Origin of the sequence: Aeromicrobium chenweiae, from assembly GCF_003065605.1 — a bacterium.
Taxonomy (GTDB): Bacteria; Actinomycetota; Actinomycetes; order Propionibacteriales; family Nocardioidaceae; genus Aeromicrobium; species Aeromicrobium chenweiae.
Genome location: NZ_CP026952.1, coordinates 159,097 through 184,032, shown reverse-complemented (window position 1 = coordinate 184,032; position 24,936 = coordinate 159,097). Strand labels below are relative to the sequence as shown.

The window sequence follows — 24,936 nt, the reverse complement described above, 5'->3', positions numbered from 1 at the left end:
CAGCCCCTACTTCGAGAACATGCTGAGCATGCGACGGGTCACGGCGAATCCGCCGAAGACGTTGATGCTGGCGAGCAGGATCGCGACGAACGCGAGCACCTGGATCACGGTGCCGTTCTCGCCGTCGCCGTCGATGCCGATCTGCAGCATCGCGCCGACGACGATGATCCCGCTGATCGCGTTGGTCACCGACATGAGCGGCGTGTGCAGCGCATGGTGCACCTTGCCGATCACGTAATAGCCGATCACGATCGCCAGCGTCAGCACGGTGAAGTGCTCGGGCAGCGGATCGGGCGCGAACGCGTTGACCAGGAACAGAGCCAGCACGCCGAGGCCGACCAGGCCCAGCTTGGCGCGCTGGGTCAGCTGGGCCTTGGGGGGCTTGGGCTCGGCGACCTCGACCGGCGCGGCGGCCGGGGCCGCAGACACCTGCACCGGGGGCGGCGGCCATGTCGTCTCACCCTGACGGACCACCGTGATCGTGCGCTGCACGACGTCGTCGAAGTCCAGGACGAGCTGGCCGTCCTTGGCCGGGGTCAGCAGTTTCATCAGGTTGACCAGGTTGGTGCCGTACAGCTGCGAGGCCTGCGTGGGCAGGCGTCCCGCGAGATCGGTGTAGCCCAGGATCGTCACGCCGTTGGGGGTCACGACGGCCTCGCCGGGCCTCGAGCCGACGACGTTGCCGCCGTTGGCCGCAGCCATGTCCACGATGACCGAGCCGGGCTTCATCGACGCCACGTCGGCCTCGGTGATCAGCACCGGGGCCGCACGGCCCGGGATCAGCGCGGTCGTGATGATGATGTCGACCTCGGCGGCCTGCTCGGAGTAGATCTCCGCGGCGCGGCGGTCGTACTCCTCCGACGTCGCCTTGGCGTACCCGTCGGTCGACTGCTCGGTCTCGACCTCGACCGCGAGGTACTCGCCGCCCAGCGACTTGACCTGGTCGGCGACCTCCGCGCGCGGATCGGTCGCCCGGACGATCGCACCGAGGCTGTTGGCGGTGCCGATCGCGGCCAGTCCGGCGACGCCGACTCCGGCGACCAGGACCTTGGCCGGCGGCACCTTGCCCGCGGCGGTGATCTGTCCGGTGAAGAACCGGCCGAACACGTTCGCTGCCTCGACGACCGCGCGGTAGCCGGCGATGTTCGCCATCGACGACAGCACGTCCATCGACTGCGCACGCGAGATGCGCGGGACCGCGTCCATCGCCAGCACCGTGATGGGACGGGACGACAGCTGCTCGACCAGGTCGGGGTTCAGTGCCGGGCTGATCAGGCTGATCAGCGTCGCGCCGTCGGCCAGCAGGCCGATCTCGGCGGGCGTCGGGGCGTTGACCTTGAACACGATCTCGCTGCGCCACACGTCGGCGGTGGCGCCGATCGACGCGCCTGCCTCCACGTACGCCTCGTCCGTGAACGACGACTTCTCGCCCGCTCCCGACTCGACCAACACCTGGTAGCCGAGCTTGATCAGCTGGGTCACGGTTGCCGGCGTCGCCGCCACCCGTGTCTCACCAGCCACCGACTCGGTGACAACTCCGATGACGCTCATTCGGCGAACGCTATCGGCTTGCCACGTGGGGCGACCACCGGGTGAGACGCGTGTCTCACCATCGGGACGGCGAGTGCCCCGTCAGGACAGGGGCTGACCGCTCCCGTTGCAGAACAGACCCTCGCGACGGCCGACCGCGACGGACCACGCGATCGTCACCGCCGAGGCGGTCGCGGTGAGCGTCAGGATCACCGGGCTCTTGACCAGGACGAACTCGACGGTCGACAGCGACATCAGCAGCCAGAGGGTGACCGCGCCCTTGCTCAGGATGACCAGGCCCCACATGAGCGTCAGGCCCCGGAACAGCCGCTGGACCCCCGGCCGGCTCGCGAGCTCGGCGTCCAGGGGGCAGAAGTCCGGTGCGATGCGAGCGGCCAGCGGTCGGCTGTGCGCGAGTGAGCCGAGGAAGAGCGATGCGACGACCACGTCGACGATCACCGGCTGCACGAAGTAGATGAAGGCGTTCCCGGTCGCGAGCGTGATGCTGGTCTTGACCACCGAGATCGCGAGGGTCAGCACCAGCAGCCCCGACACCCCTCGACCGGTCGCGTGCCGCCACGACATCGCCCCGATCAGCCAGCCCAGCGCGACGAGCATCGCCGCGGAGAGGTTGAGGACCACCAGGGTCGTCGCGAACAGGACGGTCGGGGCCACCACGGCGATCGCGATGCGCGTCACGACCCGCGCGACGATGGCACGCAGCGCCGGCGGCGCGACCACGTGCGGAGGGGGAACAGCAGCATCCAGGATTGTCATGACGATTCGGCCCGCCCCTGGCCATCATGACCAGCTGTCGACGTACGCCGAAGCGGCAAGCGCAGGATGCTCGCCCGGGATTCTCGGCTTTTTCAGCCTACGTCCGGTGTCTCCACCGCGCCTCCCGACATCCACATGCCCTCTCCCGGTGAGCGCTCAGTAGTACCAGGGGTACTCGCTGAAGTCCGGGTCGCGCTTCTCCAGGAACGCGTCTCGGCCCTCCTGCGCCTCGTCGGTCATGTACGCCAGGCGCGTGGTCTCGCCGAGCAGCACCTGCTGGCCGACCAGCCCGTCGTCGATGAGGTTGAACGAGTACTTGAGCATGCGCTGCGCCGTGGGTGACTTGGCGTTGATCTTGCGGCCCCACTCCAGCGCCTCGGCCTCGAGCTCGGCGTGCGGCACGACCTTGTTGACCATGCCCATGCGGTGCGCGTCCTCGGCGGAGTACTCGTCACCCAGCAGGAAGATCTCCCGGGCGAACTTCTGGCCGACCTGGCGGGCGAGGTACGCCGAGCCGAAGCCGCCGTCGAACGAGCCCACGTCGGCGTCGGTCTGCTTGAACTTCGCGTGCTCCGCGGACGCCAGCGTCAGGTCGGCGACGACGTGCAGGCTGTGACCGCCGCCGGCCGCCCAGCCGTTCACGACCGCGATGACGATCTTCGGCATGAACCGGATGAGCCGCTGGCACTCCAGGATGTGCAGCCGGCCGAGCTTGCCCTTGTCGACCGTGTCCGCGGTGGCCCCCTCGGCGTACTGGTAGCCGACCTTGCCCCGGATCCGCTGGTCGCCGCCGGAGCAGAACGCCCACACGCCGTCCTTGGGCGCCGGTCCGTTGCCGGTCAGCAGCACGCAGCCCACGTCCGAGGACGTCCGCGCGTGCTCGAGCACCGTCAGCAGCTCGTCGACGGTGTGCGGCCGGAACGCGTTGCGCACCTCGGGACGGTTGAACGCGATGCGGACCGTTCCGTGGTCGACGGCGCGGTGGTACGTGATGTCGGTGAGTCCCTCGAAGCCGGGGACGTCCTTCCACGCGGAGGGATCGAAGGTGTCGGAGACGGTCATGCCCGCGAGATTACAGCGGCGCGTACGCCGTCCGGCGGCCGTGTCGCCAGCCTATGTGACATCGCCCATGGCACATTCGGGATACCGACGGTATGTTGGCGCGCATGGCTGACACATTTGCAGGCAAGGTCGCACTGGTCACCGGCGCCGCGCGCGGCATCGGCGCCGGCGTCGCGCGCGGATTCGTCGAGCGGGGCGGCCGGGTCGCGCTGGTCGGCCTGGAGCCGGACCTCCTCGCCGCGCTCGCCGACGAGCTGGGCGACGACGCCGCCTGGTGGGAGGCCGACGTCCGCGACGGCGAGCAGGTCCAGACCGCGATCGACGCCGCGGCAGCGCACTTCGGCCGGATCGACGTCGTCCTGGCCAATGCCGGCATCGCGTCGTACGGCACCGTCCGGCAGATCGACGACAGCGCCTTCGAACGGGTCGTCGACATCAATGTCAACGGCGTCTTCCGCACCCTGAAGTACGCCACCCCGCACCTAGAGCGCACCAACGGGTACGCGCTGGTGGTCGCGTCGCTCGCCTCGTTCACCGCCCTCGCCGGCCTCGCGTCGTACAACGCCAGCAAGGCCGGCGCGGAGTCGCTCGCGCTGGCGTACAAGCAGGAGGTCGCCCACCTGGGCATCGAGGTGGGCATCTGCCACCCGTCGTGGATCGACACCGACATCGTCCGCAACGCCGAGAAGGACCTGCCGGCGTTCCGCGAGGTGCGGCGCAAGCTGCCCTACCCCGCCAACAGCACGACGAGCGTTGAGGAGTGCGTCGAGCTGATCCTCGTCGGCATGGCGAGGCGCAAGAGCCGCGTGTACGTCCCGAAGGGCGTGCTGCTGGCCAGCTGGACCAAGGCGCTGACCAACTCGCCGCTGGCGTGGCCGGTGCTCAAGCGGATCGCGCGCAAGACGGTGCCCGACCTCGAGCGCGAGGTGGACGCCCTCGGCCGGTTCCACCACGCCCACGTCCCCGAGACGGAGCCTGCCGACTAGACCGCCTGGACCGAGGCGGCCAACGAGACCATGTGGCCGAGGCGGGCGAGCTCGGACTTGAGGAACTCCGGTCCGCCGTGGCGCCCGACCACGACGACGAGGGCGTCGCCGCGGCGGTCCCGCGCGGGGCACGCGGCCAGCAGTGTGGAGTCCCACGCGGGGACCTCGCGCAGGGCCTTGGCCCCGCGGATGCCCAACCAGTCCACCGCCTCCTCGACCAGCTCGGGCGCGGTGGCGGACTTGGCGATGACGTGTGCCCGACCGTCCAGCCGCTTGAGGGCCATCGCCCAGTCCGTGCGGAAGGTCTCCGGCACGACCTCGACCAGACGCTGGATCGCGTGCGGCGGCGCCTCCGTGAACCGCTCGACCGCCTCCAGGTCCATGCTCAGGCTGGCCCCGGCGTTGTAGCGCGAGATCCAGTCGACCGTGACGCCCTCGAGCCGGTGGCAGGCCGTGATCAGCGCGTCCGGCATGACCCGGGCCGGCAGCTCCAGCAGCACGTCGTCGACGACCGTGCCGTCCGAGCGCCGCTCGACGATCTCGATGGCCTCGATGTCCGCGCCAGCACCACCCAGAGCGGTCGCGAGGGTGCCGAGTGATCCGGGCACATCGGGGAGCACGACGCGCAACAGGAATGCCATATGACCATTGTCACCGCCGGTCATTTCCCCACTGTTACGCGGGTAGCGTAGAGGGGTGAATCCCTCAGTCATCCGCACCCTGTTCCGCGTCGTCGCCTTCGGAGAAGCCCTCTCGTGGCTCCTCCTCCTCGCCGCCATGTTCTGCAAGTGGGTCCTGGACGCCGAGCCCTTCGGACTCGAGGAGGGCGGCGTCCCGGTCGCCGGCATGGTCCACGGCGCCGGCTTCTTCCTGCTCTACGTCATCATGAGCGTCATCTGCTTCTTCGTGTTCCGCTGGAACATCAAGACCGGCGTGATCGCCCTGCTCGCGGCCATCCCCCCGTTCGCCTCGATCTGGTTCGAGAAGAAGGCCGAGCGGGACGGCCTGCTGACCCGCCGCGACACCGTCCGCGCCGACACGCTGGCGTAGGGCGGGCGCTCCGGGTCGCCGACCCGGAGCACCCGACCCCGCTCAGCACGCAGCGCTCAGCGCCGGTGGTGGTGCTTGCGGTGCGAGCCGAAGGACAGCACCTGGACCTTGCCGACCGGGGCAGGTTCCCCACCGGTGAACGTGTCCGTGGTGACGTACAGGCTGCCGTGGCGCCGACTGCCCTTCCACTCGACCGCTGCGGGCGAGGCGAGGTCCAGCGTGCGGCGGTACGACGACCGTGGCCGCACCATCGTCACCTGGCCGGCGCCGTCCGCCCCACCGAACAGCTCGGCCACGGCGATCCTCCCGTCGGGGAGCAGTGCCAGGTCGACGGCCCCGACGAAACCGCCGGCGACCTTCCTGGCCTGGCCGGAGCGCGGGTCGATCTTGAACACGCCGCCGCGCGCGCCCAGGCTCGCGTCCTCGGGACCGCCCGGCAGGGACGTCACGTAGAGGGAGCCGTCACGGCCGCGCTCGATGTCGGTCGGGACGAACTCGAAGTAGTACGTGTGCCCGGCCGCGCACGCCGGCATGCCCTGCGCCTGCAGCGCCTCGGCGGTCGCGACGGTGCCGACCGCCGGCAGGGTCGCGAGCGTCCTGACCTGGCCGCGGGGACCGACCGAGAAGATCGCATTCGCTGCCGCGTCGGCCACGAGGGTCCGGCGACCGGCCGGCAGCGTCGCGTACGGATGGCTCTCGACGATGCCGGTGTAGGACGCGGGGCTGCTGGCGGGGAACTGCGCGGCGCAGGCCTGCGGGAGGTCGCGGAAGCCGTACGTCGTCCGTGCGTCGGGGTTGCGCGTGCTCTCGTACGCGAACAGGTCGGCGATCTGCTGCGGTCCGCGACCGGGCCGCTGGGCGAAGACCTTGGCCGACCCCTCGCCGGTCGTGGTCCAGTAGACGGTGCCGCGGTGCTCGGACACGCCGCCGACCTCCTCGCCGGGGACCGTCACGACGGGCGTCTTCGTGCCGTTCGGCAAGATCCGGGTGAGCTCGCCGGCGAAGTTCTGGGACACGTACATGCGGCCGTGCTGGCTGACCGCCAGCTTCAACGGGGTGAGCAGGCCGTCGGCGACAGTGCGTGGCGAGCCGGGCTGGCCGTGCCCGCCGGCGGCTGCCGGACTGGAGAACAGGGCGCTGCCGGCGACAAGAGCTGCCGCTCCGAGCAGGGCCACGGGTGAGCGTTTCATGAGAGACGTCTTCCTTCCGCAGGTGGTGGAGCCCGTCTCTCTGTCCCCCCACGCGCCAAGGTAGCCCGCGCCCGCCGGGTCGTACAGCGTCGGCGTGAAAGATCCGTGAAATCAACGGGGCGCGACGTCGGCGCCGTAGCGCTGCACGCAGAAGTCCCGCAGCCGCCCGGCCAGCGCGTCCAAGGTCGCTGCCGCGTGGTGCTCGGGCTCCCAGGCCGCGAACAGCTCGATCCGCAGGGGCCCGTCGCGGCCCTGGACCTCCAGGCCGTGCAGGTCGAAGCGCGCGTCGTCGGTCACCACGGCCACGCCGCGGCCGGCCGCGGCGAGGGCCTGCGCAACCTGCGGGTTGCTGCACTCGACGACGGACGCGGCGCTGACGCCGGCGCGGTCGAGCGCGAGGTCGAGGATCTGGCGGGGACGGAAGCCGGGCGTCAGCACGAGCAGCGTCTCCTCCACCAGCGTCCGCAGGCGGATCGTGTCCTGCGTGGCCCACCGGTGGCCGGCCGGCACGAAGGCCCACACCGGAAGCACGGCGATCGCCGCACTGGCGAGCGGACCGCGCGGCGGCTCGGTCACGATCGCCAGGTCCGCGCCGTGCCGCAGCGCCGCGTACGCCTCGTGCGGGTCCGACTCCAGCACGGTCGGCATGGGGTCGTCCGCGTGCAGCGTGGCCAGGAACGGGGCGATGACGTCGGTCAGCGTCGTCGTCGGCGCCGCGATCGTCAGGCTCTCGAGCCGGCCCGCGGCGTACGACTTGGCGGCGGCCCGCGCACCGGCCGCGCGACGCAGCACGTCCTGGGCGTGGGGCAGGAACTCCCGGCCGGCGGCGCTGAGCCGCAGCCGCCCGGCCGAACGGGAGAACAGGTCCACGCCGAGGTCGGTCTCGAGCTGACGCAGCTGCCGGGAGATGGCGGGCTGGGTCACGTGGACCACCTCCGCCGCGGCGCTGACCGAGCCGGTCTCGGCCACGGCGACGAAGTAGCCCAGGGTGCGCAGTTCCATGCCTGCGGAGCATAGTCGCGATCAGTGATGAGTATTGGACGGCATAGACCGCCGCCGAGAGGATGGCATCATGCCTGCCTCCCTCGAACAACGTCGCCACCTCGTCACCGAGATCCCCGGCCCCCGCTCGCTGGAGCTGATGTCGCGCAAGAACGCCGCCGTCGCCCGAGGCATCGGCACGACCATGCCGGTGTTCGCGGTCGAGGCCGGTGGCGGCATCGTCAAGGACGTCGACGGCAACTCGTTCATCGACCTCGGCTCGGGCATCGCGGTGACGACCGTCGGCAACAGCGCGCCCCGGGTCGTCGAGGCCGTCCGCGAGCAGGTCGAGGCGTTCACGCACACGTGCTTCATGGTCACGCCGTACGAGGGCTACGTCGCGGTCGCGGAGGCGCTCAACCGGCTGACCCCCGGTGACCACGAGAAGAGGTCGGCCCTGTTCAACTCCGGCGCCGAGGCCGTCGAGAACGCGATCAAGATCGCCCGCGCTCACACCCGGCGGCAGGCCGTCGTGGTGTTCGACCACGCGTACCACGGGCGCACGAACCTGACGATGGCGATGACCGCGAAGTCGATGCCGTACAAGAGTGGCTTCGGGCCGTTCGCGCCGGAGATCTACCGCGCACCGCTGTCCTACCCGTTCCGCGACGAGAAGGACGTGGACGGCCAGACCGCGGCCGAGCGCGCGATCGACGTGATCGAGAAGCAGGTCGGCTCCGCCAACCTCGCCGCCGTCGTCATCGAGCCCATCCAGGGAGAGGGCGGCTTCATCGTCCCGGCCGACGGCTTCCTGCCCGCCCTGTCACAGTGGTGCGCCGCGCACGACGTCGTGTTCATCGCCGACGAGGTGCAGACCGGGTTCGCCCGCACCGGCGACCTCTTCGCGTGCGACCACGAGGGCGTCGTCCCAGACCTGATCGTGACCGCGAAGGGCATCGCCGGCGGTCTCCCGCTCTCGGCCGTCACCGGTCGCGGCGACATCATGGACGCCTCGCACGTCAGCGGCCTCGGCGGGACGTACGGCGGCAACCCGCTCGCGTGCGCCGCGGCGCTCGCCACCATCGAGACGATCGAGGCCGAGGGGCTCGTCGCGCGCGCCGGCGACATCGGGCGGCTCATGCTCGACCGGCTCAACCGGCTGCAGGCCGACGACGACCGCGTGGGCGACGTCCGCGGGCGGGGCGCGATGGTCGCCGTCGAGCTGGTGAAGCCCGGCACGACCGAGCCCGACGCCGAGCTCGCGCGCCAGGTCGCGGCGAGCGCCCATAGGAGCGGCGTGATTGTGTTGACGTGTGGGACGTACGGCAACGTGCTCCGGTTCCTGCCGCCGCTCGCCATCAGCGACGAGCTGCTCACCGAGGCGCTCGACGTCCTGACCACCGCTTTCGAGGAGGCAACAGCATGACCGTGACAGACGTGTTCATCAACAACGAGTGGCTGCCCGGCGCCGACGGGGAGTTCGACGTCGTCGATCCCGCGACCGGCGAACCGATCCGCGCCGTCTCCAACGGCGGCGTCCAGGACGCGACCGCTGCGGTCGACGCCGCGGCCGCCGCCCTGATCTCGTGGCGCAAGGTCGCCCCGCGCGAGCGCGGCGAGATCCTGCGCCGGACGTACGAGCTGATGATCCGCGACCAGGACGAGCTCGGCGCGCTGATCGCGGCCGAGAACGGCAAGTCGCTGACCGACGCCAAGGGCGAGGTGGCGTACTCCGCGGAGTTCTTCCGCTGGTACGCCGAGGAGGGCGTCCGCATGGGCGGCGACTACGGCTCCTCGCCGGCCGGGGGCACCCGCACCGTCGTGACCCACCACCCGGTCGGCGTCGCGGCGCTCGTCACGCCGTGGAACTTCCCGGCCGCGATGGCGACCCGCAAGATCGCCCCGGCGCTGGCCGCCGGGTGCACGGTCGTCATCAAGCCCGCGTCCGAGACGCCGCTGACGACGTTCGCGATCGCCCGGCTGATGGTCGAGGCGGGCGCGCCTGAAGGCGTCGTCAACATCGTCCCGTCCAAGTCGGCCGGCAAGATCGTCGGCACCTGGCTCGAGGACGCCCGGGTCCGCAAGATCTCGTTCACAGGCTCCACCGGCATCGGCCGCGTGCTGCTGAAGCAGGCCGCCGAACGCGTCGTGAACTCCTCGATGGAGCTCGGCGGCAACGCCCCCTTCATCGTCACCGACGACGCGGACATCGACGCCGCGGTCGAGGGCGCGATGATCGCGAAGTTCCGCGGCGGCGGCCAGGCCTGCACCGCGGCCAACCGGCTGTACGTGCACGAGGCCGTGGTCGAGGAGTTCACCGCCAAGCTCGGCGCGAAGGTCGAGGCGCTCACCGTCGGCCCGGCCAGCGAGGGCTCGGACATCGGTCCGATGATCAACGCCAAGGCGGTCGACGACACCCACGCGCTGCTCGCCGGGGCTCTGGAGGCGGGGGCGAAGATCACCCACCAGGCGTCCGTCCCCGCCGACAGCAAGGGCTTCTACTTCCCGCCGACGGTCCTCAGCAACGTCCCGGCCGACGCGGAGATCGTCCACGAGGAGATCTTCGGCCCGGTCGCGCCGATCGTCACCTGGAGCACCGACGAGGAAGTCATCGCCCTGGCGAACGACACCGAGATGGGCCTCGCGGCGTACGTCTACGCGGGCGAGCTCCAGCGCGGCATGCGGCTCGGCGAGTCGATCGAGGCGGGCATGGTCGGCGTCAACCGCGGCCTGGTGTCCGACCCGGCGGCCCCGTTCGGCGGGATGAAGCAGAGCGGCATCGGCCGCGAGGGTGCCCGGGCCGGCCTGGAGGAGTTCCAGGAGACCCAGTACCTCAGCATCGCCTGGCCCGACTGACCCGCCTCGGGCCGACCCCGCTGGCCCTGACGTTTCTGCAGACACGCCAGGCGTGTCCCGGTCGAAACGTCAGGCTCAGCGGGGTGTGCGGTCAGTCGGCGACGTAGAACATCCGCTTGTTGACGAACTCGTCCATGCCGAGGGGACCGAGCTCGCGGCCGAAGCCGGAGCGCTTGACGCCACCGAACGGGATCTCGGCGCCCTCACCCGCCGTGGAGTTGACGTTGGCCATGCCGACCTCGAGCCGCTGGGCGATCTTCTCCGCGCGGGTCGGGTCGGCGCTGAAGACCGAACCGCCCAGGCCGTACGTCGTGTCGTTCGCGAGCGCGAGCGCCTCGTCGTCCGACCCGACCTTGTAGACCACGGCAACCGGGCCGAACAGCTCCTCGGAGTACGCCCGCATGTCCTTCGTGACGCCGGTCAGCACGGCCGGCGAGTAGTGCGCGTCGGGCCCGTCGCTGAGCGTGCCGCCCGCGTGCAGGGTCGCGCCCTTGTCGACCGCGTCCTGCACCTGCTCGGCGAGGGTCTCGGCGGCCCTGCGCGACGACAGCGGCGAGAACGACTCGAGCGACAGCGCCTTCTCGGTGAGCCTGGCGACGAAGTCGTCGAACAGGTCCTCCATGACGATCATGCGCTTGTTGGAGTTGCAGGCCTGGCCGGTGTTGTACATCCGGAAGTCCCACGCGTCGCCGGCCACCGAGTCGAGGTCGTCGGTGTCCAGCACGACCATCGGGTCGGAGCCGCCCAGCTCCAGCACGCACTTCTTGAGGTTCTTGCCGGTCAGCGCGGCGACGACGGCGCCGGCGCGCTCGGACCCGGTCAGCGAGACGCCGGCGATGCGCGGGTCGGCGATGATCGTCTCGATCTGGTCGTGCGTGGCGAACACGTTGACGTACGCGCCCTCGGGCACGCCGGCGTCCTTCAAGATCTGCTCGACCGCGAGTGCCGAGCGCGGCACCGACTCGGCGTGCTTGAGGATGATCGTGTTGCCCAGCATCAGGTTCGGGGCCGCGAAACGGGCGATCTGGTAGAACGGGAAGTTCCACGGCATGATCCCCAGCAGGGGTCCGATCGGCAGCTTCTGGACCACGGCCCTGCCGCCCGAGAACGTCTTGATCGGCTGGTCGGCCGCGAGCGTCGGTCCCTCGTCGGCGAAGTAGTCGAAGATCGCCTGGCAGAACTCGGCCTCCTCGACGCCCTCCCCGACCGGCTTGCCCATCTCGGTCTGCGCGATCTTCGCGAGCTCGTCGGCACGCTCGGCGAACAGCGCCGCGACCTTCTTCACCACCGTCGCACGATCGGCGATCGGCACGTCCTTCCACGACGAGTACGCCTCCGCGGCGGCCGTCAGCGCGGCCTCGACGTCGGCATCGGTCGCGGACTCGAAGGACTCGACGACCTCGCCCGTCGACGGGTCGGTCACCTGGTACGCGGGACTGGTCATGACTGCTCCTTCGGCTCCATCGGACAGATCGGTGAGGCGTGATCGAGCCTAGTGCGGATCGCCGGACCCGGCGCAGAAATCTCTGCGGTCCCGTCCGCGGCGGTGTCGGCCGCGGCACCGGCGACCCGGTCGATAACCTGAGAGCCGCATCCGGTCGATCCAGCGTCGACGAGCAGGGGGAACGATGGTCGAGCACATCCGCGGCGCCCAGCACGTGCAGCGCGTCGGCCGGTCCCGCCTGTTCGTGGAGCCGCCCGTCCGCTTCCTCGGTCCGTTCGTGATCCGGGCCGACACCCGCATCGGCGCGTTCACCGAGTTCGGCCGCGAGGTCGAGGTGCAGGCCGCAACGCTCGGGCGCTACTGCGAGATCGGCCCCGGCAGCCTGCTCGGCGCGACCGGCCACCCGACGAGCTGGCTGAGCGTCTCGGCGTTCCAGTACAAGAAGGCCACCTGGGGCTGGCACCCGTCGGCGGACTCCACCGAGGTCGTCGACCCCGCGGCCGGGGGACGCCAGTCGTTCCGCAGCGTCGGCGGCGACCTGTCCGTGATCGGCAACGACGTGTGGCTGGGCGCGAACGTCGTCGTCCTGCGTGGCGTCACGATCGGCCACGGCTCGATCATCGCCGCGAACGCCGTCGTCACCCACGACATCCCGCCGTACTCGATCGCCGCCGGCCTGCCGGCGAAGGTCATCCGCTCCCGCGTCGACGACGACCTGCGGGCCGAGCTGCTCGACCTGCAGTGGTGGCAGCACTCCCCCAACCAGCTCAGCGGCATCCCGTACGACGACCCCGCGGCGGCGGTCGCGCAGCTGCGCACCCGCATCGCCGGCGGCCTCGAGTCGTACGACCCGGGCTTCGTCGAGATCCCGAAGCCGGCCGACCCCGCCCCGCCGCGACGCCGGTTCCGCTTCTTCCCCCGCTGACCCCTCCCCCGCCGGGCGCGGTGTTTCTGCCACCTTCTCCCGGTGGCGCGGTGGATGCGCCACCGAATGGGCCCGAAATCCGCCTCTTACGGTGGCAGAAACACCGCGCCCGGGCGCAACGGTGGCAGAAGCACCGCGCCCCCCGGAAACGGTGGAGAATCCACCGCTGACGTGCGGGACCTGCGCGCGACAGGGTCTAATGAGGCATGCGATCCATCTGGAAGGGCGCGATCAGCTTCGGCCTGGTCAGCGTGCCGGTGAAGGTCTACAGCGCGACGGAGAGCCACGACGTGCCGCTGCACCAGGTCCACGCCAAGGACGGCGGGCGCATCCGCTACCAGCGGCGCTGCGAGGTGTGCGGCGAGGTCGTCGCGTACGGAGACATCGACAAGGCGTACGACGACGGCGAGCAGACGGTCGTCCTGACCGAGAAGGACCTCAAGTCGCTCCCGGCCGAGCGCAACCACGAGATCGAGGTCGTGGAGTTCGTCCCCGCCGAGCAGGTCGACCTCCTGCGCCTCGACAAGAGCTACTACCTCGAGCCCGAGGGCAAGACCCTCAAGCAGTACACCCTGCTGCGCCGCGCGCTCGAGGACTCCGACCGCACCGCGATCGTCCGGTTCGCGCTGCGTCAGAAGACCCGGCTCGCCGCGCTGCGCGTCCGCGGTGACGTCCTGCTGCTGCAGACGCTCCTGTGGGACGACGAGGTGCGCTCCCCCGCGTTCGACGTGCTGAAGGAGACGCCGCGGATCAGCGAGAAGGAGCGCGACATGGCCGCCCAGCTGGTCGAGTCCCTGGCCGGCGACTTCGACAGCTCCGCGTTCACGGACGACTACCAGGAGCAGCTGCGCACGCTCGTGGAGGCGAAGCTGAAGGAGGGCGACGCGCTCGACACCGACGCGACCTTCGGACAGAGCGAGGACGACGGCGAGGACGCCGAGGTCGTCGACCTCATGGAGGCGCTCAAGCGGAGCATCGACAAGAAGAAGGCGACACCCGCCAAGAAGTCGACCCCCGCGAAGGCGCCCGCCAAGAAGGCCGCGGCGAAGAAGACCGCTGCCGCGAAGAAGGCCCCGGCCAAGAAGGCTCCCGCGAAGAAGAAGGCCAAGAAGGCCAGCTAGCGGCTGGCGACCTCGTCGGGGACCGGTCCGGAGAACGTCGCGTCGGGCGAGCCCCGGTGGTCGACGACCCACTCCGCGACGTAGCGGAGCTTGACGTTGTGGGTCTGCGACTGCCGGCGCAGGAACTCGAACGCCCGATCGGCGTCGATGTCGAAGCGTTCCATGAGGATGCCCTGCGCCTGGCCGATCAGCTTGCGCGCGTCGATGGCCAGCTGCAGGCCCTCCTCGTTGTGCGCGTTGGCCAGCGCCACCGACGCGTGCCGGACGAAGACTGCGGCGACGGCGAGGTCGTCGTCGTCGAAGGCGTGCAGCCGCTCGGCGTACAGGTTCAGTGAGCCGTAGCGGCGCGACCGGGTCTCCAGGCGCAGGCTCAGGACGCTGTTGAAGCCCAGCTCGGCGACCGACGGGCCCCACTTCTGCCACCGGGGGTCACTGGCGACGTCGTCGGACGAGTAGTGGGCGTCGCCGTCGATCGCGTCCAGGCAGGGGCCCTCGTCGTGGACGATCTGCAGGTTGTGGGACTCCCCGACGCGGCGGGACGTCGCGGCCGCGGTCTCGATCTGGTTGCGCGCGTGCACGAGCATGATGCCCGCGTCGTCGCAGCCGGTGGCCATCTGCGCGTACTCCGCGATCCGCTCGATCGTCCGTTCGGCCGTCGGCTCGTCGTGCAGGTCAAGGGCCATCTGCGCGAAGAACGTCGAGCTGTCCACGGAAGCACTCCTCAAAGATTTCGGGATGCCGGTCAAGACAACCACAGCCCCGACTGAAAATACAGGTCGTGACCTACCGACGGTTTGCTCGCCGTCGGTAGGGGTACGACCCGCTTGTTGCTGACCTCGGTGGACCACGTCCGCCACCTCGCTGCCCGACCCGAAGGGACGACCGCGTGAGCTCTGACCTGCACCTCGCGGGCCCGACCGTGACCGTCTTCGGTGACCGCGACGCGCTGGGCCAGGCCCTGACCCACGAGCTCGACCGGCGAGGATGCAGCATCCACGCGGTGACCGTCTCGCTGGGCTGGCTGACGACCGCGACGAATGCCGTCGTCCGCCTCGACACCACGGCCGGCGATCAGGCGATCCGCGACCTGGTGCGCCAGGCCTCGCCCGCCACCCACGTGGTGGCGGTGTGCGAGAGGCCGACCGACGACGCGGCCTGCGACCAGCTGGTGGACCTCTGCCTCCGGTGCAGCGACCACCACGACGTGTCCCTCATCTGGCACGCACCTCTGGAGGCCCGCATCGGGACCGACCTGGACGACCCTGCACCGCAGCACGTCGCGGCTCCCGAGGACCTGGCCCAGGCGATCGCCGACGAGGTCGGCAACCAGGTCGTGTGGACCTCGGCACCGTCGTTCGCGGAGCGGACGTTCGAGCCCGGGCGTCATCGCGCCAGCTCCTGATCGACGACCTCCGGGGTCGTCGAGAGCGGTGCGATCCATCGAGATGCCTTTCCGGTCCACAAAGCGAAACGGCTGCTGCTGAACCGGCGGGCACGACTTTAGCAATCGACGAAGCCCCGGGCGAACAGGCCCGGGGCTCCACCGAAAAGTACGGTCAGGCGACGTCCGCGACAGCGGCCTTCGCGCGCAGCTGGTCGAGCAGCTTGGCGAGGCGGCGCGACACCTGCATCTGGCTCACGCCGACCAGGTCGGCGATCTCCTGCTGGGTCTTGTCCTCGACGAAGCGCAGGCGGATGAGCTCACGCTCGTCCTCGGCGAGGTCGCGGCACAGCGGGCCGACCGTCACCCAGTCGTCGATGAACGAGAACGCCGACTCGTCCCAGCGCAGCGTCTCGCCGAGCGGCTGGCCGCCGTCGCGCACGGGCTGGTCGAGCGACGTGGGCGAGAAGCAGCCGCGAGCGGCCATCGCCTCGTTCACGTCGGCGAGGTCGGCGCCGAGCTCGGCAGCGATCTGCGTGGCGTCGGGTGCGTGACCCTCGGCGTGGAAGATGCGCTCGGACGCCGCGGAGATGTCGGCCTGCAGCTGCTGGATCCGGCGCGGGGGACGAACGCCCCAGCCGTGGTCGCGGAAGTGCTTCTTGATCTCACCCAGGATCGTGACCGTCGCGAAGGGGACGAACTCGCCCCGGTCGTGGCGGAAGCCGCGGATCGACTTGACCAACGCGAAGTTGGCGACCTGCACGAGGTCCTCGCGGTCGATGCCGCGACCGGCGTACCGGCCCGCGAGGTGACGCGCGAGCCCGAGATGGCGACGGACGACCTCGTCCTCGAGCGCGGCGCGCTCAGCCGGACCGGCCGAGGCGGCCGCCTCGATGAGTGCTGCGGTGTCGTCCGCCTGCTCGTGGGCGGGGCCCGACGAGGTGGACGTGCTGATGGATGTAACGGGAGCAGAGTTCACGATGACCCCCAGAGGTCTCGATCCGTGTACGGCTAGTTGCTCAACCGACCACCACACCATGGCACTGATGGACCCCCGATGGCAAGCCGCGACCCGTGCCGATGGACTAGTTCATCTAGTTCTCATGGGCTATTCACCTGCGACTGCTTGGACAAGACCGGTTTCATCCGGCTCGGATCGGGTACGCGTGCCGCGCCCGGAGGGAGCGACCCGACGGCGAAAGGACCCCGATGGCCCGCAGCAGCGCCGCCGACACCGTGTCGGTCGCTGGGCGGCGTCTGCGTCTGACGCATCCGGACAAGGTCATCTATCCCGCGACCGGGACGACGAAGGCCGACGTCATCGCCTACTACCAGCAGATCGCCCCCTACCTGCTCCCCCACATCCAGGGTCGCATCGTCACCCGCAAGCGCTGGGTCGACGGCGTCGGCACCGGGAGCAAGCCCGGCAGCGTGTTCTTCGAGAAGAACCTGCCCGACTCCGCACCGTCGTGGATCCGCCGCGTCGAGATCCACCACCGTGAGCACGTGAACACCTACCCCGTGTTCGAGGACGCCGCCGCGCTCGCCTGGGCCGGCCAGGTCGCCGCCCTGGAGCTGCACGTCCCGCAGTGGCGGGTCGACCGCGACGGGACGCCGCAGAACCCCGACCGGTTCGTCCTCGACCTCGACCCGGGCCCAGGCGCCGGCCTGCCGGAGTGCGTCGAGGTGGCCAAGCGGGCGAAGAAGATGCTGGCCGACCTCGACCTGACGACGTACCCGGTCACCAGCGGCAGCAAGGGCATCCACCTGTACGCACCGCTGGACGGCGCCCACGACTCGGACTACATGAACGCGTTCGCCAAGGAGGTCGCCAAGGCCCTGGAGGCCGAGCTGCCCGACCTCGTGGTCAGCTCGATGCGCAAGAGCGAGCGACCCGGCAAGGTGCTGGTCGACTGGAGCCAGAACAACGGCAACAAGACGACGATCGCGCCGTACTCGCTGCGCGGCACCACCGAGCCGAGGGTCGCGGTGCCCCGGACGTGGCGCGAGATGACCGACTCGCTCGAGCAGCTCACCCTCGACCAGGTGGTCGCCCGCATGAAGCGGCGCAAGGACCCGATGGCCGATCTGCCGACCCACGCGGCCGAGCCCGACGAGCTCGACCGCCTGGCGACGTACCGGTCGATGCGCGACCCCGACAAGACCCCCGAACCCGTCCCCGCCGACCGCCCGTCGACGTCCGACGGACGGACGTTCGTCATCCAGGAGCACCACGCGAGCAGCCTGCACTGGGACTTCCGGCTCGAGCACGACGGTGTCCTGGTGTCGTGGGCCCTGCCCAAGGGCGTCCCGACCGACACCGGCAAGAATCATCTTGCGGTGCAGACCGAGGACCACCCGCTGTCGTATGCGACCTTCGAGGGAACGATCCCGAAGGGCGAGTACGGAGGTGGGGAGGTCACCATCTGGGACCACGGCACGTACGAGCTCGAGAAGTGGAAGGCTCGAGAGGTCATTGCCACCCTGAGTGGTACCAAGGAGGGCGGGCTCGGCGGACGTCGCAAGTACGCGCTGATCCACACCAACAAGAACCAGTGGCTCATCCACCGGATGAAGATCACCTGAACTGAGATCCCCGATGAACAGGAGCACGCACATGCCCAGGCCTTTCAAGAAGAAGACCGTCCCGACCACGCTTCGCGACAAGCTGGAGTCACAGCTCAGCGACCTCGCGGGCCAGACCGACGAGCTCCGCAAGCAGGTCGTGGCGCACGCACCCGAGGTCCGCGACCAGATCGTCGAGCAGGCCGGTGAGCTGCGCCAGCAGGTCGTCGACCGCGCCCCGGGCGTCCGTGACCAGATCGTCGCGGCCCTGCCCGACAAGGACCAGCTGCTGGACCTGCGGGACGACCTCTTCGAGCGCCTGCCCGAGAACGTGCAGGAGAAGCTGCCCGAGCGCGCGAAGCCCAAGAAGAAGCGGCTGCGCAAGGTGGCGGCCCTCGGCATCCTGACCGGCGCCGGTGCCGCGACCTTCGCGATCCTGCGCCGTCGCGGCGGCCAGCCCGACCACGCGTACACGCCGCCGACGAGCACGCCCCCGCCGGCGGCTCCCACCACGCCCCCGCCGCCGTCCGCCTCGACCACGTCGTCCGCCTCGAGCGCGCCGGCCGGTGCGCACACGGCGGCCGAGGTCGTGGGCGGCGCCTCCGACGACACGAACGGTTCGGCGTCGAAGTCCTGATCTGACGCTGCCGCGATTGCCCGGGGTCGGGCGGGGTAAGGGGAGTTCACTCTTTTCCCGCCCGACCCCGAGGTGTCTGATGACCGCTGAGCTCCAGGAACCCACGGACTCCCCTTGGACGGCTGCAGAGCTGAAGGCCATCCGCGACGGCCTGGAAGCCGCGGTGGTGCGCCTCAACACCGAGCTCGCCCTCCTCGGCTCCGATCTCGGCACGACCGCCGGGGCCCCGCCGATCGAGGTCCTGGTCGACGACCTCGACGTGGCCAGCCAACGGTCCGAGCGGCTGCAGGACGCGGTCCAGGCGGAGAACCTCGCAGCGATCCTGCAGCAGACCCAGCACGTCCTCGACCGCTTGTCCGACGGCCAGTACGGGGTGTGCGAGTCCTGCACGGGTGCGATCGGGCGTCCGCGGCTCGAGGCGTTCCCCCGCGCGACCCTCTGCATGACCTGCGCCCACTGAGGCCGGTTGCCGTACCGGGGAGGGGGTACTCCCGTCTCAGTGAGAGGGGAAATCGTGAACCTGACGACACATGACCGCCAGACCACCACAGACCCGCATCTCATCGGTCGCCGGTGGGACAATCGACGAGGCCGCGCACACGTCGAGCAGGCCCAGGAAGTGGAGTTCTCCGTGCTGCCGTACCCGCAGGAGCCGATGCTCGCGCGGACGGTGCACGCCCTGCCTGACGAGGACGACCTGCCCGGCGGCTCGGTCTACGAGCCCAAGTTCGACGGCTACCGCGCCATCGTCTTCGTGGAGGGCGGCCACTGCCGCATCCAGTCCCGCCACGGCCGGGACATCACCCGGTCCTTCCCGGACATCGCGGCGGCCGCCCTGGAGTCCGTGCCGTCCGGCGTCGTGCTCGACGGCGAGCTCGTCGTCTGGGGCGACAACACCTCGGACTTCAGCGAGCTGCAGCGTCGTCTCGACGGGGACGTCCCGGTCGGCCTGCTGGACACGCGCCCCGCATCGTTCATCGCGTTCGACGTGCTGGCCGGGGCCGGCATGGACATGCGCCACAGCCCGCTGCGGGTCCGCCGCCAGGCGCTCACGATCCTGCTGGGCGACGTCAGTGCGCCGCTGCACCTCGTCCCCCAGACCCGGGAGGTCGAGGAGGCCGAGCAGTGGATGGCCAACTACGCCGAGGCGAACGTCGGGGTCGAGGGCGTCGTGGCCAAGGGGCTCGGCACGACGTACGACGGCGGTGAGCGCGGATGGCGCAAGCTGCGCATCCAGGACTCGGTCGAGTGCGTCGTCTTCGCGATCTCCGGGTCCTTGAGGGCGCCGCGGCGACTGGTGCTGGGCCGACTCGCCGCCGACGGCACCGCGCAGGTCCTCGGCTGCACGACCGAGCTGACGCTTCCGCTGAGCCGGCGGATGGGCGCCCACCTCGCCCGGGCCGCCGAGGACCACCCGTGGGCGGACGGTCTGACGTCCGAGGACGTCCCCGGATGGCCCGAGGACTTGCCGGCCGAGCTGCACCTGGTCGACCCGTCTACCGTCGTCGAGGTCGTGGCCGACTCGCTCGAGTCCGGTCCGTGGGACGACGCGCGCGAGCTGGTCCGCGTCCGACCCGAGCTGCTGGCAACCGAGGTCGACGCAGCCGGCGCGTCGGGCTGAGACTCGTCAGTCCTTCGGGTCCTGGTCGGACCCGGCCGCGTTCTCGGCCTGCTGAAGCGCCAGCAGGGCTTGGTTCTTGGCCTCAAGACCCATCGGCTCGGGCTCGGCAGGGGCGTCCGACGGCGGCTCCTCGCCGGGTGCCAGCACCCGCACGGTGACGATCGCGATGTCGTCGCGGGCCTGCCCGTCCTGGAAGGTGAGCACCTCGTCGAGGACCGCAGACGTGGTGTCCGCGGCGCTCGGCAGGTCGGTCGCGACCAGCGACATCAGCCGGTCGAGGCCGAAGGGCTCGTCGCCGCGACGGGCCTCGGTCACCCCGTCGGTGAACAGGACCACCCGGTCACCAGGTCCGACCGTGGTGCGCCCGTCGTCGAGCTGGGGCGTGGACAGGACGCCGATCAGCGACCCGGACGCGCCGATCTCCGCCACCGCGCCCTCCTGGGCGATCAGCAGGGGCAGCGGGTGCCCGCCGGAGCTGACCGTCACGAGCCACTGGTCGTCCTCCTTCAGCAGGCGCAGCAGCACGACCGTGCAGAACCGGTCGCTGCCGTGCGCGAGGAGCGCGGTGTTGAGGTCGCGCAGCACCGCGGCCGGCGAGACGTGCCGGACGGCCAGCGCCCGGATCGAGTGGCGGACGAAGGCGGTGAGGACCGCGGCGTCGACGCCCTTGCCGCAGACGTCGCCGAGCGCGACGAGCCACTCGCCCGTGCTGATCTGGAAGACGTCGTAGAAGTCGCCACCGATGACGCTGCCGTCGCCGGCGGGACGGTAGGCCCCAGCGACCTCCAGGCCCGGGATGGGGGCGATCGTCGGCGGGACGAACGTCGACTGCAGCGTCTGCGCCAAGGTCGTGGCGCGGGCCTCGGCCTCCTCGGCCGCCCGGCGGGCGCGCAGGAGCTCCTGCTCGTACGTCCGGCGGTCACGCGCCTCGAAGGCGATCAGTCGCGTCGTCTGCTTGCGGCCCTCGCCACGCACGTTCGCACTCACCAGGGCGGGCACCTTGGTGCCGTCGGGGCGCACGAGGTCGACGGCGATCTCGTGGACCTCGCCGTGCATCTGCAGCGCCGGACGGAAGTGGGTCTCGTGGTAGATCCGACCGCCCGCGCTCAGCAGGCTCGCGAACGTCTCCTTGCCGACGACGTCGTCCCGCGCCCGGTCGACCAGTGACAGGAACGCCCCGTTGGCCGCGATGATCCGCCCGTCCGCGTCGAGCTCGGCGTAGCCGCACGGCGCGTTCTCGAAGAAGTCCCCGCGGTCGCTGCTCATGGGCGCACGAAGTCTGCGATGGCGGCGATGGTCTGGTCCGGCTCACTGAGGTGCGGGCAGTGACCGACCGAGTCGAGCACGACGTAGGTGGAGTCCGGCACGTGGTCGCGGACGTACTCGCCCGCCGACTGCGGTGCGATGGCGTCCTCGCGGGACTGCAGCACCAGCGTCGGCGTGATGACCTTGGGCAGGTCGTCCCGGTTGTCCGAGCGGAACGTGACCGAGGCGAAGCGGCGCGCGATGTCGGGATCGGTGCGGCAGAAGCTCTCGTCGAGCTCCTGCGTCAGTCCCGGGCGCTCGGGGTTGGACATGATCACGGGAGTGATCGCGTGCGACCAGCCGAGGTAGTTGCTCTCCAGCGACTCGAGCAGGTCGTCGATGTCGGCGGCGCTGAAGCCGCCGACGTAGCCCTCGTCGTCGATGTAGCGGGCGGACGGCCCGACCAGGACCAGCCGGTCGAACAGCTCGGGACGCTCGACCGCGGCCAGCACGCCGATGATGGACGAGACCGAGTGGCCCACGAAGATCACGGGGCCCTGGTCGAGCTCGTCGATGAGGTCGATGACGTCGGCGGCGTAGCCGGACAGGGTCGCGTACTTCTCCGGGTCGTACGACGCGAGGTCGCTGCCGCCGGCGCCCACCAGGTCGAACGTGACGACCCGGAAGTCCTGCTCGAACGCGGGTGCGACGAGACGCCACATGTTCTGGTCACAGCCGAAGCCGTGCGCGAACAGCATCACTCGTGCGCCGGTCGGTCCGGAGACCTTGGCGTTGAGGCGTCGCGTCGCGTTCATGCCCGAACGATATCTGAGTGGGCTGCTGCTCCCGCCATCTCGGCCACATTGTCGGGACCTGCCGATATGCTGGCGGCGACCGGTTGAGCCACCAGGCGGTGCCATCTTGAGAAAGCTGCGCCTTGATTCCCGATCCCCTCGGTCGTCTCGACCACACCCCGGCCTATGCGGCCCCGGACCTCACCAACTGCGACCGTGAGCCGATCCACATCCCCGGCGCGATCCAGCCCCACGGCCTGCTGCTCGCCCTCGACCACGAGCGTCGCGTGGTCATGGGATCGCGCAACACCGCCTGGCTGCTGGGTCGTCCCGTCGCCGACCTGATCGGGCTGGACGTCCGCGACGTGCTGGGCGCCGGCCCGGCCGCGACCGTCGCCAAGGCGGTGGCCAACGGCGACCTGTCGGCACCGTTGCGGGCCAGGCTCGCGTCCAACGAGGGCCAGCTCGGCACCGCCGAGGTGGAGCTCGTCGTGCACCGCTCGGGCAGCCGCACGGTGGTCGAGGTCGAGCCGGTGTGGGGACCCGAGGCCACCCAGGCGGTGTCGTACCGGTCGGCCCGGGCGTCCGTCACGCGGCTCACCGAGACGTCCACCACCCCCGAGCTGTGCCAGCAGCTCGCCCACGAGATCCGTCAGGTCACCGGCTTCGACCGGGTCATGGTCTACCGCTTCGACGAGGCGTGGAACGGTGAGGTCGTCGCCGAGGACCGGCGCGAGGACCTCAACCCGTTCCTGGGCCTGCACTACCCGTCAACTGACATCCCGGCCCAGGCGCGACGGCTCTACACGGTCAACTGGACCCGGCTCATCGCCGACATCCTCTACGAGCCGGTCCCCCTGGAGCCCGTCCTGGACCCGGAGACCGGCGCGCCGCTGGACCTGTCGCACTCGGTCCTGCGCAGCGTCTCCCCGATCCACGTCGAGTACCTGTCCAACATGGGCGTCTCGGCGTCGATGTCGGTCTCGATGGTCAAGCAGGGCAAGCTGTGGGGCCTCGTGGCCTGCCACCACTACTCCGGCCCGCACCGGGTGCCGTTCGACGCCCGTTCGGCCGCGGAGTTCCTCGGGCAGACCGCCTCGCAGCTCATCGACGACCGCGAGCGCGCCGACAACCACGCGGACGAGATCCGCGCCAGCGCCATGCTGGGCCGGCTGACGGCCACCCTCGCCGGCGACCGTCGCCCGGTCTACGACACCCTGATGTCCGATCCGCGGCTGCTCGAGCTCGTCGATGCCACCGGCGCCGCCCTCTGGGTCGACGGCCAGCTGTCCACCATGGGCACGGTGCCGAGCGAGCACGTCATGCACCGGATCGTCCGGGAGATCGGGGAGGGCGACGGCCGGGCCACCGCGAGCAACCACCTCGCGGCGCTGGCACCCGAGCTCGCCGAGGCGTCCGATGTCGCGGCGGGCGCGCTCCACGTGGGCAACGGCCCCGACCGGTGGATGCTCTGGCTGCGTCCCGAGGTCGAGCAGACCGTCGACTGGGGCGGCGACCCGACCAACAAGGCGCTCGCCCTGGCCGAGGGCCCGAACGTACGGCTGAGCCCCCGCAAGTCGTTCGAGAAGTGGCAGCAGGTCGTCCGCGGCCAGAGCACACCGTGGCGACCGTGGGAGCTCGACGTCGTGGAGAACCTGCGCCACCACGTCGCCGGTGAGCTGGTGCGACGTACGCACGAGCACACGGCCCTCGCGGAGTCGCTGCAGCGCGCGGTGGTGCTCGACGAGGCGCCCCAGTTCGACGGCGTCGACGTGCTGGCCCGCTACCGCCCCGCCAAGGGCAACCACCTCGGCGGCGACTGGTGGGACGCGTTCCCGCTCTCCGACGGGCGCATCGTGCTCACGGTCGGCGACGTCGCCGGGCACGGGGTCACCGCGGCGACCGCGATGGCGCAGATCCGGACGGCCCTGCGGGCGTACATGATCGACGGCCACTCCCCCGCCGCGTGCGTCGACAAGCTCGACGTCCTGGTCAACGCGCTGCTGCCCGGGCAGACCGCGACGGTCGTCGTGCTGGTCGTGGACCCCGTCACCGGACGGGTCGAGCTCGCGAACGCCGGTCACCCGCCGCCGCTGCTGCTCAAGGACGGCGGAGCGGAGCTGCTGCGGCCCGCGACGCGTCCGCTGCTGGGGGTCGACTTCGGCCAGGCCGAGGCCGAGGATCTCGTGCTCGCGCCGGGTGACGTCCTGCTGATGTACACCGACGGACTGGTCGAGCGGCGCGGTGTCGACATCGGCACCTCGATCGAACGACTGCGCCGGGCCGCGGTGACCACGGACCACACCCGTACCTTGGACACCTGGATCAACGACCTACTGACGGCCGTCCCGGGCACTCTCGACGACGACCTCACGGTGGTCGCCCTCCGCACGACAGGAGCTCACCCATGAGCCTGACCATCTCCGACCGGTCCGCCGGCGACTTCCACGTCGTCGAGCTCGCCGGCGACATCGACATCGAGTCCGCGCGCGAGCTGCGTGCCCACATCGTGGAGCGCATCTCCGACAGCTCGTCGCGGGTCGTGGTCGACCTCACCGACGTCGCCTTCATGGACTCCTCGGGTCTCGGCGCCCTCGTCGGCGGCTGGCAGATGACCCGGGAGGACGGGGAGTTCCGGATCGCCGGGGCCAGCCCGGTCGTGCAGCGGGTGCTGTCGATCACCGGGATGGAACAGGTCTTCCAGCTCTACCCGACGGTCGCGGACGCCACCAGCAGCTGAGCTCGGTGCCACGGCCGGCGCGCCCGAATCG

24 protein-coding genes are annotated in these 24,936 nt (G+C 70.6%); 13 read left to right on the top strand and 11 right to left on the bottom strand.

Annotation, left to right across the window (positions count from 1 at the left end):
* Positions 1–6 precede the first annotated feature (6 nt).
* The 3 genes from C3E78_RS00860 to C3E78_RS00850 form a co-directional block, all read right to left on the bottom strand.
* The gene (locus C3E78_RS00860; protein ID WP_108576542.1) at positions 7–1,551 is read right to left on the bottom strand and encodes a Re/Si-specific NAD(P)(+) transhydrogenase subunit alpha; all 1,545 of its coding nucleotides are present in this window, start codon (positions 1,549–1,551) and stop codon (positions 7–9) included.
* An 81-nt stretch (positions 1,552–1,632) separates the two neighbouring features.
* Entirely contained in the window at positions 1,633–2,307 is a 675-nt protein-coding gene (locus C3E78_RS00855; protein ID WP_135804883.1) for a VC0807 family protein, read from the bottom strand.
* Positions 2,308–2,463: 156 nt separating this feature from the next.
* Positions 2,464–3,369: a 1,4-dihydroxy-2-naphthoyl-CoA synthase gene (locus C3E78_RS00850; protein ID WP_108576540.1), complete on the bottom strand. Its 906-nt coding sequence runs from the start codon at positions 3,367–3,369 to the stop codon at positions 2,464–2,466.
* Positions 3,370–3,473: 104 nt separating this feature from the next.
* On the opposite strand from C3E78_RS00850, the gene C3E78_RS00845 reads away from it, so the two are divergent.
* On the top strand, positions 3,474–4,355 hold the full coding sequence (locus C3E78_RS00845) for an SDR family oxidoreductase (RefSeq protein WP_108576539.1): 882 nt from the start codon (positions 3,474–3,476) through the stop codon (positions 4,353–4,355).
* Here C3E78_RS00845 and C3E78_RS00840 read toward each other — a convergent pair.
* Positions 4,352–4,996: an ACT domain-containing protein gene (locus C3E78_RS00840; RefSeq protein ID WP_108576538.1), complete on the bottom strand. Its 645-nt coding sequence runs from the start codon at positions 4,994–4,996 to the stop codon at positions 4,352–4,354. The two genes, C3E78_RS00845 and C3E78_RS00840, sit on opposite strands and share 4 nt — an antisense overlap.
* Positions 4,997–5,051: 55 nt before the next feature.
* Between C3E78_RS00840 and C3E78_RS00835 the strand changes: the two genes are divergently transcribed.
* On the top strand, positions 5,052–5,405 hold the full coding sequence (locus C3E78_RS00835; RefSeq protein WP_108576537.1) for a DUF3817 domain-containing protein: 354 nt from the start codon (positions 5,052–5,054) through the stop codon (positions 5,403–5,405).
* A gap of 56 nt (positions 5,406–5,461) precedes the next feature.
* Here C3E78_RS00835 and C3E78_RS00830 read toward each other — a convergent pair whose 3' ends face one another.
* Both C3E78_RS00830 and C3E78_RS00825 read right to left on the bottom strand, forming a co-directional pair.
* A complete protein-coding gene (locus tag C3E78_RS00830) occupies positions 5,462–6,595 on the bottom strand; it encodes a ScyD/ScyE family protein (RefSeq protein WP_108576536.1) in 1,134 nt (377 codons plus the stop codon).
* A gap of 111 nt (positions 6,596–6,706) precedes the next feature.
* Positions 6,707–7,597, bottom strand: a complete 891-nt coding sequence (locus tag C3E78_RS00825) for a LysR family transcriptional regulator (RefSeq protein WP_108576535.1) — start codon at positions 7,595–7,597, stop codon at positions 6,707–6,709.
* A gap of 70 nt (positions 7,598–7,667) precedes the next feature.
* Between C3E78_RS00825 and gabT the strand changes: the two genes are divergently transcribed.
* Complete coding sequence (gene gabT, locus C3E78_RS00820; RefSeq protein WP_108576534.1) at positions 7,668–9,002, top strand: 4-aminobutyrate--2-oxoglutarate transaminase; 1,335 nt, start codon at positions 7,668–7,670, stop codon at positions 9,000–9,002.
* Positions 8,999–10,432 carry an NAD-dependent succinate-semialdehyde dehydrogenase gene (locus tag C3E78_RS00815; protein ID WP_108576533.1) on the top strand — a complete coding sequence of 478 codons (1,434 nt, stop codon included), beginning with the start codon at positions 8,999–9,001 and terminating at the stop codon, positions 10,430–10,432. The genes gabT and C3E78_RS00815 overlap by 4 nt, the downstream gene beginning before the upstream one ends.
* Before the next feature lie 91 nt (positions 10,433–10,523).
* Here C3E78_RS00815 and C3E78_RS00810 read toward each other — a convergent pair whose 3' ends face one another.
* Complete coding sequence (locus C3E78_RS00810) at positions 10,524–11,876, bottom strand: NAD-dependent succinate-semialdehyde dehydrogenase (protein WP_108576532.1); 1,353 nt, start codon at positions 11,874–11,876, stop codon at positions 10,524–10,526.
* Between the two features lie 184 nt (positions 11,877–12,060).
* Here C3E78_RS00810 and C3E78_RS00805 point away from each other — a divergent pair, with 184 nt between their 5' ends.
* Positions 12,061–12,801 carry a CatB-related O-acetyltransferase gene (locus C3E78_RS00805; protein WP_108576531.1) on the top strand — a complete coding sequence of 247 codons (741 nt, stop codon included), beginning with the start codon at positions 12,061–12,063 and terminating at the stop codon, positions 12,799–12,801.
* Positions 12,802–13,007: 206 nt separating this feature from the next.
* Complete coding sequence (gene ku / locus C3E78_RS00800; RefSeq protein ID WP_108576530.1) at positions 13,008–13,922, top strand: non-homologous end joining protein Ku; 915 nt, start codon at positions 13,008–13,010, stop codon at positions 13,920–13,922.
* On the opposite strand, the gene C3E78_RS00795 is transcribed toward ku, so the two are convergent.
* On the bottom strand, positions 13,919–14,632 hold the full coding sequence (locus C3E78_RS00795; RefSeq protein WP_108576529.1) for a GAF and ANTAR domain-containing protein: 714 nt from the start codon (positions 14,630–14,632) through the stop codon (positions 13,919–13,921). The genes ku and C3E78_RS00795 overlap by 4 nt on opposite strands.
* 176 nt (positions 14,633–14,808) lie before the next feature.
* On the opposite strand from C3E78_RS00795, the gene C3E78_RS00790 reads away from it, so the two are divergent.
* Positions 14,809–15,324 carry a hypothetical protein gene (locus tag C3E78_RS00790; RefSeq protein WP_108576528.1) on the top strand — a complete coding sequence of 172 codons (516 nt, stop codon included), beginning with the start codon at positions 14,809–14,811 and terminating at the stop codon, positions 15,322–15,324.
* Positions 15,325–15,478: 154 nt separating this feature from the next.
* Here the strand turns inward: C3E78_RS00790 and C3E78_RS00785 are convergent, their stop codons facing one another.
* Positions 15,479–16,282, bottom strand: a complete 804-nt coding sequence (locus tag C3E78_RS00785) for a sigma-70 family RNA polymerase sigma factor (protein ID WP_159085763.1) — start codon at positions 16,280–16,282, stop codon at positions 15,479–15,481.
* Positions 16,283–16,512: 230 nt separating this feature from the next.
* Here C3E78_RS00785 and ligD point away from each other — a divergent pair, with 230 nt between their 5' ends.
* From ligD to C3E78_RS00765, 4 genes are all read left to right on the top strand, one after another.
* Entirely contained in the window at positions 16,513–17,889 is a 1,377-nt protein-coding gene (gene ligD, locus C3E78_RS00780; protein ID WP_168217210.1) for a non-homologous end-joining DNA ligase, read from the top strand.
* A gap of 31 nt (positions 17,890–17,920) precedes the next feature.
* Positions 17,921–18,505, top strand: a complete 585-nt coding sequence (locus C3E78_RS00775; RefSeq protein WP_168217209.1) for a hypothetical protein — start codon at positions 17,921–17,923, stop codon at positions 18,503–18,505.
* Between the two features lie 79 nt (positions 18,506–18,584).
* Positions 18,585–18,965, top strand: a complete 381-nt coding sequence (locus tag C3E78_RS00770; protein WP_108576525.1) for a TraR/DksA family transcriptional regulator — start codon at positions 18,585–18,587, stop codon at positions 18,963–18,965.
* A gap of 54 nt (positions 18,966–19,019) precedes the next feature.
* Entirely contained in the window at positions 19,020–20,126 is a 1,107-nt protein-coding gene (locus C3E78_RS00765) for an ATP-dependent DNA ligase (protein ID WP_135804882.1), read from the top strand.
* A gap of 6 nt (positions 20,127–20,132) precedes the next feature.
* Here the strand turns inward: C3E78_RS00765 and C3E78_RS00760 are convergent, their stop codons facing one another.
* Both C3E78_RS00760 and C3E78_RS00755 read right to left on the bottom strand, forming a co-directional pair.
* Positions 20,133–21,392, bottom strand: coding sequence for a SpoIIE family protein phosphatase (locus C3E78_RS00760; protein ID WP_108576523.1), 1,260 nt, complete (start codon positions 21,390–21,392; stop codon positions 20,133–20,135).
* Positions 21,389–22,186, bottom strand: coding sequence for an alpha/beta fold hydrolase (locus C3E78_RS00755; RefSeq protein ID WP_168217208.1), 798 nt, complete (start codon positions 22,184–22,186; stop codon positions 21,389–21,391). Before C3E78_RS00755 ends, C3E78_RS00760 begins: the two co-directional genes overlap by 4 nt.
* Before the next feature lie 122 nt (positions 22,187–22,308).
* On the opposite strand from C3E78_RS00755, the gene C3E78_RS00750 reads away from it, so the two are divergent.
* Entirely contained in the window at positions 22,309–24,576 is a 2,268-nt protein-coding gene (locus C3E78_RS00750) for a SpoIIE family protein phosphatase (protein WP_108576522.1), read from the top strand.
* Complete coding sequence (locus C3E78_RS00745) at positions 24,573–24,905, top strand: STAS domain-containing protein (RefSeq protein WP_108576521.1); 333 nt, start codon at positions 24,573–24,575, stop codon at positions 24,903–24,905. Before C3E78_RS00750 ends, C3E78_RS00745 begins: the two co-directional genes overlap by 4 nt.
* Positions 24,906–24,936: the final 31 nt, after the last annotated feature.